This window comes from Endozoicomonas sp. SESOKO3, from assembly GCF_024606255.1.
The window spans coordinates 1-7282 of record NZ_JAHHPR010000209.1; the positions used below are offsets into that span (position 1 = coordinate 1).

6 protein-coding genes and 1 pseudogene are annotated in these 7282 nt (G+C 48.5%); 3 read left to right on the plus strand and 4 right to left on the minus strand.

Going from position 1 to position 7282, the window contains the following annotated elements; all coding sequences use genetic code 11:
• Positions 1-698: pseudogene (locus tag KDK18_RS03675) on the minus strand (hypothetical protein); the annotation flags it as partial.
• Positions 699-920: 222 nt separating this feature from the next.
• On the opposite strand from KDK18_RS03675, the gene KDK18_RS03680 reads away from it, so the two are divergent.
• Positions 921-1622 carry an amino acid racemase gene (locus KDK18_RS03680; protein ID WP_257253296.1) on the plus strand — a complete coding sequence of 234 codons (702 nt, stop codon included), beginning with the start codon at positions 921-923 and terminating at the stop codon, positions 1620-1622.
• A 43-nt stretch (positions 1623-1665) separates the two neighbouring features.
• Positions 1666-2586 carry a LysR substrate-binding domain-containing protein gene (locus KDK18_RS03685; protein ID WP_257253298.1) on the plus strand — a complete coding sequence of 307 codons (921 nt, stop codon included), beginning with the start codon at positions 1666-1668 and terminating at the stop codon, positions 2584-2586.
• Between the two features lie 44 nt (positions 2587-2630).
• On the opposite strand, the gene KDK18_RS03690 is transcribed toward KDK18_RS03685, so the two are convergent.
• Entirely contained in the window at positions 2631-4097 is a 1467-nt protein-coding gene (locus KDK18_RS03690; protein WP_257253299.1) for a tetratricopeptide repeat protein, read from the minus strand.
• Positions 4098-4329: 232 nt separating this feature from the next.
• Between KDK18_RS03690 and pssA the strand changes: the two genes are divergently transcribed.
• Positions 4330-5154, plus strand: a complete 825-nt coding sequence (pssA, locus tag KDK18_RS03695) for a CDP-diacylglycerol--serine O-phosphatidyltransferase (RefSeq protein ID WP_257253300.1) — start codon at positions 4330-4332, stop codon at positions 5152-5154.
• A gap of 22 nt (positions 5155-5176) precedes the next feature.
• On the opposite strand, the gene betA is transcribed toward pssA, so the two are convergent.
• Both betA and KDK18_RS03705 read right to left on the minus strand, forming a co-directional pair.
• Positions 5177-6835 carry a choline dehydrogenase gene (gene betA / locus KDK18_RS03700; protein WP_257253301.1) on the minus strand — a complete coding sequence of 553 codons (1659 nt, stop codon included), beginning with the start codon at positions 6833-6835 and terminating at the stop codon, positions 5177-5179.
• A 23-nt stretch (positions 6836-6858) separates the two neighbouring features.
• The coding region (locus KDK18_RS03705; RefSeq protein ID WP_257253302.1) for an aldehyde dehydrogenase family protein at positions 6859-7282 on the minus strand (424 nt) is incomplete at its 5' end.

Genomic DNA, 7282 nt, shown 5'->3' on the forward strand with positions numbered 1-7282 from the left:
AGCAAATCGAGCAGTTTCAGTACTTCTTTCTGAAGGTTCCCGGAGGCCAGTGCAAGATTGGAAGCAAATTCTTCTGCAGTGCCATGCTCGCTATCCATCAAGTCTGTCACTGATTTTACTGCAACCAGAGGCGTTTGGTAATGGGAGGCTACCCAGGCAATGGCGGCGGCTTCCATCTCTTTGTTGACCACGGACTCCTGACGCAGAATGGCTTCATCGGTCGGACTCATATCGAGAGAGTTGCCGGTGCAAACAATAGAGGTGGGTAAACCCAGTTTCCGTGCCAGGTCAACCGCGACTTGGCACTGAAAATTACCGTCTCCATAAGCTTCGTAATGCTCACCCATGGGGATACGACGGTCAAAGAAACGGATGCGCTCTCCAATATAAACGTCGCCAATTTTGCAGCCCTTATCTGAAAAAGCACCGCAGGTTCCGGCATTGATGACCAGATCCGGAGACAACAGGCGAAGTGCTTCATACGCTGCCAGAGTTGCCGGTTGGGTACCGACATTTTCCACACCGTGAACAGAGTCGGAACCGTTGGTAACCAGATTGATGCTCAGATTCTTGTATTCACCAGCAAAGTTTTTACAAGGTAGTAATGGGTTTATGTCGTTTGTTTCAGTCAGACCCAGTTTCTCAATGAGTGGCGCTGCTTCCTGTTTCATAGCCACAATCATTGTAATTCTTTTCATAGCGATCAATTCGGTTGATATTGGAATTTTATAGTTTCCTGTTATAAGCAGTTAATTCCAATAAGTAAAACCTTATATTTTTATCTGCCCTCCTCCTCATGCCATTTCGGCATTAATCCTTCGCTTTAGGCATTTCACAAGCTTAGTGGGAATCGTAATGATAGAACCATAGTTTCTAATTTTGTTGCTTATCTTTCGGTCACGAATTCAACGGAGTGTGTTGTGTTAGGAGTACTGGGTGGAATGGGGCCGTTGGCTACCGTTGACTTTATGCAAAAAATCATTGCTTTGACAGAAGCCAGCAAGGATCAGGAGCATCTGCCCATGCTGGTGCATAACGTTCCTCAGATTCCTGATCGCAGTGCCTGCATTCTAGAAGGTTCCGAGGACCCTTTTCCGGCTTTGTTGAGAGGGTTGAGAAGCCTTGAGCGGGGCGGTGCCCAGTGTGCTGTGATTCCCTGTAATACTGCGCATTTCTGGTTTGATAAGCTGCAAAAACAGGCCCGGATTCCAATGATCAGTATCCTGGATTGTGTACAACAACATATCCGAAGGAACAATCTGGGCAAAATAGGTATTATGGCAACCAGCGCTACGGTCTCAGCCGTCATGTACCAGCAGCAAATAGAGAACGATGGTCGTGAATGTCTGATACCTGATCAGGAGGTGCAAACACTGATGATGGATGCCATCTATGATATCAAGGCAGGGGGGCTGGAACGGGGCAGTCAACGTATGAAAATGGTTTTTGATGATCTGGTTCGCCAGGGCGCTGAAGCGGTTATTCTGGGCTGTACAGAAATCCCTATCGGTCTTGCTGGCGTTGCGAGCACAAATCCTGAACAGTGCATTGATGCAACAGCGCTGTTGGCCAGGGCTTGTGTTTACTGGCACAGCCAGCAAGAAGAGAAAGTAGCTGCTTGAGAAGCGGGGGCAAGTTGAACTGAAGTCTGGGAGTAGCGCCTGAATGAATCTGGAAACCAAGTGGCTGGAAGATTTTCTGGCATTGGCCGAGCTGAGAAATTTTTCCCGTGCTGCTGAGTTTCGAAACATCACGCAGCCTGCTTTTGGCCGAAGAATACGTTCTCTGGAACAGGCAGTCGGTTTTGAATTGGTAGACAGAGGAACAATACCCATCAAACTGACTCCAGAGGGACGGCTTTTCAGAATAACGGCCAGGAACCTGCTTCGTCAAATGGAAGAGGGTCTGGGGCAGTTACAAGGAGTTGTCTCTGGACAGGCCATTGATTTTGCAGCAGCTCACTCCCTGTCGGTGACTTTGTTACCGGAATTGATTCAGCGGATGAGTGGAGATGAGCAACTGCTGCAAACCCGTGTAGAAAGTATTGATGTTGATCTGGCGGTAGAGGCTCTGCAGGAGGGTAATTGTGACTTTCTCCTGGCATTCAATGTTGAAGCCTTGATGCAGCCACCCTTTGAATATCTGAAGCTGGGGATGACACGCCTATTGCCTGTTTGTTCGTCTGATGATCGGGGAGAACCGTTGTTTTCTGATGCTGATCCGGACATTGTGCCTCTTCTCAGGTACAGCCCCAATGCTTTTATGGGGCGCAAGGTTAATAGTCTGTTGAGTACATCTGACGTTCCCGTACTCTTTCAAACGGTCATGGAATCGTCTCTGACCAATCTACTCAAGGAAATGGCTCTTAAGGGCAAAGGGGTTGCCTGGTTACCGGATTATTCCGTACAGGATGAACTGGAGTCAGGGCAGCTGGTTCCCTATTCTGAAAGACCTGACTGGACGGGTGCCATAGAAATTCTGCTCTACCGAAACTCCGTCCGACTGCATGCCAGGGCTGAAAGGTTATGGGCAGAATTGAGCCAGCGTTGCGAATCAGGTTGGCAGTTGATGGGAACCTTCCAATGACTGATCTGCCCAACAAATTGAGGGCAGGAAATTCGTCCGATCACTCACAAATTTTTACCGATGGTGTGATAGGTTTGCTGCCAGATTTTGAATTTTTTGGGACGCTTGGTCATAGCTTTAAGTGAAGCAATGCGTTTTGATGCGTGGTCAGGGTTTTTCAGCCAGCCCAAGATCAATAAATTCGCTTCTTTCATCCTGTTGAATTTAACCAGTGCCCAGATCAGGGCGTGTTTGGTGTGGAAATCAGCAGGATAGGTTTCAACCAGAACTTTTAAATAAACAATAGCTTCACCGTATTTGCCTGCCTGTTCCAGCCTGCTAACGATTTTTCTCCAGTATGATCTTATATCCCAGCCATTTTGATGATCACAGAGAAGCTGCCTCCTGATCATTTCTTTTGGCATGGAATGAGTGGAGGTTTGGGTAACCGTTCTCGGAGGTCTTTTCTGTGCCGGTCTTTTCTGCCCCGGCCTGACAGGAGCAGTGCTCGAGGCCCGGCGGAGAGGCTCATCGACAAATGGGTAGAGGTTTCTCAAGGCAGCAGGTACAAAAACAGGAGCCTCGGGATTTAAGGGGATAACTCTCCACGTGTTGTCTTGACTTGATTGGGTGCGTTTCAGTAACCGACCTCTTATAAAACGAATGTCAGTTAAGTGATCAACTTTAAAAGCCGCTTCTTCATTTTGGGAAAAAAACTCTGATTCACAGGATTCATCGGTTAACTGGAATTGGAGACGCTTATCGAATACGACACAGTTTGAGGTATTAATCAATGAAACATTACTGTGCTCTTTTAGTTCGTCAAACAACTCCTGAGCATTCCGGGAAGTGACGTGAACATGAGTTTTGAACTGCCTGACTTGATAGCCCCCTGCGGTTAACTCAACAATAAAGAGGGTTACAAAACCGTCTTCATCGATAGTAACCAGTATTGGCAAAGTGACAGGAGGTAGAAGCTGTCTGATGGGCATTTCATCAGTATTTTGGCGGGCTTTTGCTTCGGTCTTTGTCAGATCCAGTCGTTGGGGTGTCAGAGCAGAGGGTAGATGGGGTTCCTGCGGGAAAGAGGGCAAACCGTTGTCCGAGGCGATAAACAGAAAGGAAAGCGGATTGTGCAGGAATGATAAAATCGATAAGGCAGACAGCACAGCGGACCAGCTTTGCTGCTCAGTACCCATGACCGTTGAGCTGAAAGTGACGTCTGGTGAGTGGGCGATGTCGATCAGCTTGCCAAGGTTGAAGTCTGATTCTATTAGATATACGTCGCTGGTTTTACAGGCACCTTCGACAACAGCGCTGATGAGTTGCTTATTCTTTTTTGGCTTGAGAGGGTGAGTCAATACAAACTGTTTTTGGGCTTGCCAGATGCCTATCCAGTTTGTCGGTACGGTCAGGGGAGCAGCAGCTATTACTTTGATCGAATGAAGGCTACAACAAGTCATTATACCGGTGAACAGAGGGACCATGACAGGTCGTAAAAACACCTTTTCACTGTTCGCTTTCGATCGCATGGAATTGCCCGAATACGCTGTAAGTAAGGCAGCTCGTGAAATGCCTTTCGCTACCTGTTGAAGAATTCAATTACTATAGATGCGGGCAGAGGAAATGCCAGATTGGCTGGATGATTCAATAAGGTACTGCTGTAATGATGGGCGATCCTATGACTTGCTATGGTTATCCAGTATTCAGGCCTTTCATGGTAGAGTGTGTTTTTCACCATTATGTCAATGAGCAGACGTTGAAATGACCGATAAGCCGGAACGATCCGAAAATGAACAAGATGCTGTGGACGGCCTGTTTCCCGTCGATGAGCACTTTGAAGAAGTGGTCGAAGGTGGGGAGACAGTTCGCCACAAGGGCATCTATGTACTGCCCAACCTGTTTACAACAGGCAACCTGTTCTGTGGCTTTTACGCCATAATCAGTGCTCAGGCAGGTTTTTTTACCCAAGCCTGTATTTCAGTCTTTGTCGCCATGATTTTGGATGGGCTGGATGGTCGTGTTGCCCGGATGACTAATACCCAGAGCAAGTTTGGTGCGGAGTACGACAGTCTGGCAGATATGGTGACCTTTGGTGTAGCGCCTGCGATGGTGGCCTACAGTTGGGCTCTCAATGATCTGGGGAAAGTAGGCTGGATGGTAGCTTTCATTTATGCGGCCTGTGCTGCATTGCGACTGGCTCGTTTTAATACTCAGCTGGAAGTGACGGATAGCCGCTACTTCACTGGTTTGGCCAGCCCTGCTGCCGCAGCACTGGTCATAGGCATGGTATGGGCGCTGAGTGATTTTGGTATCGATGGCAACATGTTGGGTATTGCACTGCTGGGGGCTCTGATTACAGGTCTGGCCGGAGTATTGATGGTCAGTAACTTTCAGTACAACAGTTTCAAGAAATTGGACCTGAAAGGTCGGGTGCCTTTCATTTTCATGATTGCCATGGTTTTGGCTTTTGCCGTTGTCTTTACTGATCCACCCAGAGTGCTGACGTTGATTTTCCTGTGTTATGCCTGTTCGGGACCGATTATGTTCCTGATAGGAAAAACCAGAAAGCAACCTGCTTCCGAATAACCCGAGAGAAAAGCTGACATTGTCAATATGTTCTCTGTCTTTCCCGCCATTGAGTATCCATATTGACTTGGGCAGAAGACGGAGGCAGGGTGTCTGCCCCTCGAATGAGGTCGGCAGCCCTCTCTGCCACCATGATCGTGGGAGCATTCAGATTTCCATTGGGTATGATTGGGAATAAAGACGAATCCACTACCCTCAACCCTTCCAGTCCTCTGACTCTTGTCTGTGGGTCGACTACGGCCATGTCATCCATTCCCATCTTGCAGGAGCAGGACGGATGATAGGCACTTTCTACAGATTCCCGGACAAAGCTATTGATCTCTTCATCAGTTTGAACGCTTTCTCCCGGTTGTATTTCTGAGCCACGATATTCATCGAACGCTGGTTGATTGATGATTTCCCGAGTCAGACGAACACACTGTCTGAAGCCTTCCCGGTCTTCTTCGTGGGACAGATAATTGAACTGTATACCGGGATGATCATCTGGATTGGCTGACACCGCTCTCACCCAGCCACGGCTTTTGGGTTTGTTGTGGCCGATATGAACCTGAAAACCATGACCATCAACAGCGCTTCTGCCGTCGTAGCGCATGGCTGCCGGCAGGAAGTGGTACTGCATATCAGGCCACTCGACGCCGGCTTTTGAACGGATAAAACCACAAGATTCAAAATGATTGGTCGCACCCAGCCCGTCTTTCATGAAAAACCAGCGAGCGGCAATAAACAATTTATTGAGCGGGTCCAGTTTGCCGTTAAGAGTAATCGGCTTTTTGCAACGGAACTGGAAGTAGAACTCCAGATGGTCCTGCAAATTTTCACCTACACCGGGCAATTCATGCTGAACAGCTATACCTGCGTCTTCTAATACCTTTCGAGGGCCGATTCCTGATAATTGAAGAATATGAGGTGAGCCAATAGAGCCTGCAGAAAGAATGACTTCTTTACTGACCAGTACTTTTTTTATGAGTCCTTTGTGTTTATATTCGACACCCGTTGCCTTTTTGCCTTCCAGCAGAACCCGCTGGACCTGAGCATGGGTCACCACCGTCAGATGGCTTCGCTTCATGGCCGGTCGAAGATAAGCATTGGCAGTGGACCAGCGTATACCGTTCTTAACGGTCATATGCATGGGGCCAAAACCTTCCTGTCGAGCACCGTTGTAGTCAGTGGTCTCCATGTAGCCTGCTTCTAGCCCAGCCTTTATAAAGGTTGAATAGAGAGGGTTTTTCATTTCATTGCCATTATTAACCGCTAATGGACCACTATCTCCCCGATAGTCATCGCCACCGAAAGCCCAGGTTTCTGCTTTACGAAAATACGGCAGGCAGTGACGATAATCCCAGTCAGTAGCTCCGTGCTGATGCCATTCATCAAAATCTTTGGCGTGGCCCCGAACGTAGACCATGCCATTGATGGAAGAAGAGCCCCCCAGCACCTTACCCCGGGGGCAGTGCATACGACGGTTGTCCAAAAAAGGCTCGGGTCGGCTTGTAAACTGCCAGGCATACTTTTCGGTATTCATGGGAATGGACAGTGCCGTTGGCATTTGAATAACAATGCTCTTGTCACTCCCGCCGGTTTCAATCAGCAGAACCTGATTATTGACATCTTCCGTCAGACGATTGGCCAGAACGCACCCGGCAGAACCGGCCCCGACAATGACATAATCATACTTTGTCATGGTCGTGCTCCTTGAATGCAGAGTTAGAAAGGACTCTCCAGAGGCTTCATACCCATATACACTGCTTTGACCTGAGTGTAATGCTTCAGCGTTTCAACACCATTTTCACGACCCGTGCCGGACTGCTTATAACCACCTACTGGCATTTCAGCCGGCGAGGCTCCGTAGTAATTGATCCAGCAGATGCCGGCCTGAAGCTGGTGAATAACACGGTGAGCGCGGGTGATGTCCTGAGTAAAGACTCCAGCTGCGAGGCCCAGTTCGGTGTCGTTGGCACGGGCAATGACTTCTGCTTCATCTTCAAAGGTGAATACCGCCATAACGGGGCCGAAGATTTCCTCGCGGGCAATGGTCATGTCATCGCGGCAATCTGAAAAAATGGTGGGTTCAATAAAGAGGCCATCGGGTGCTGTAGAGGGGGTGGCTGGTTTTCCTCCGGTCAACAGG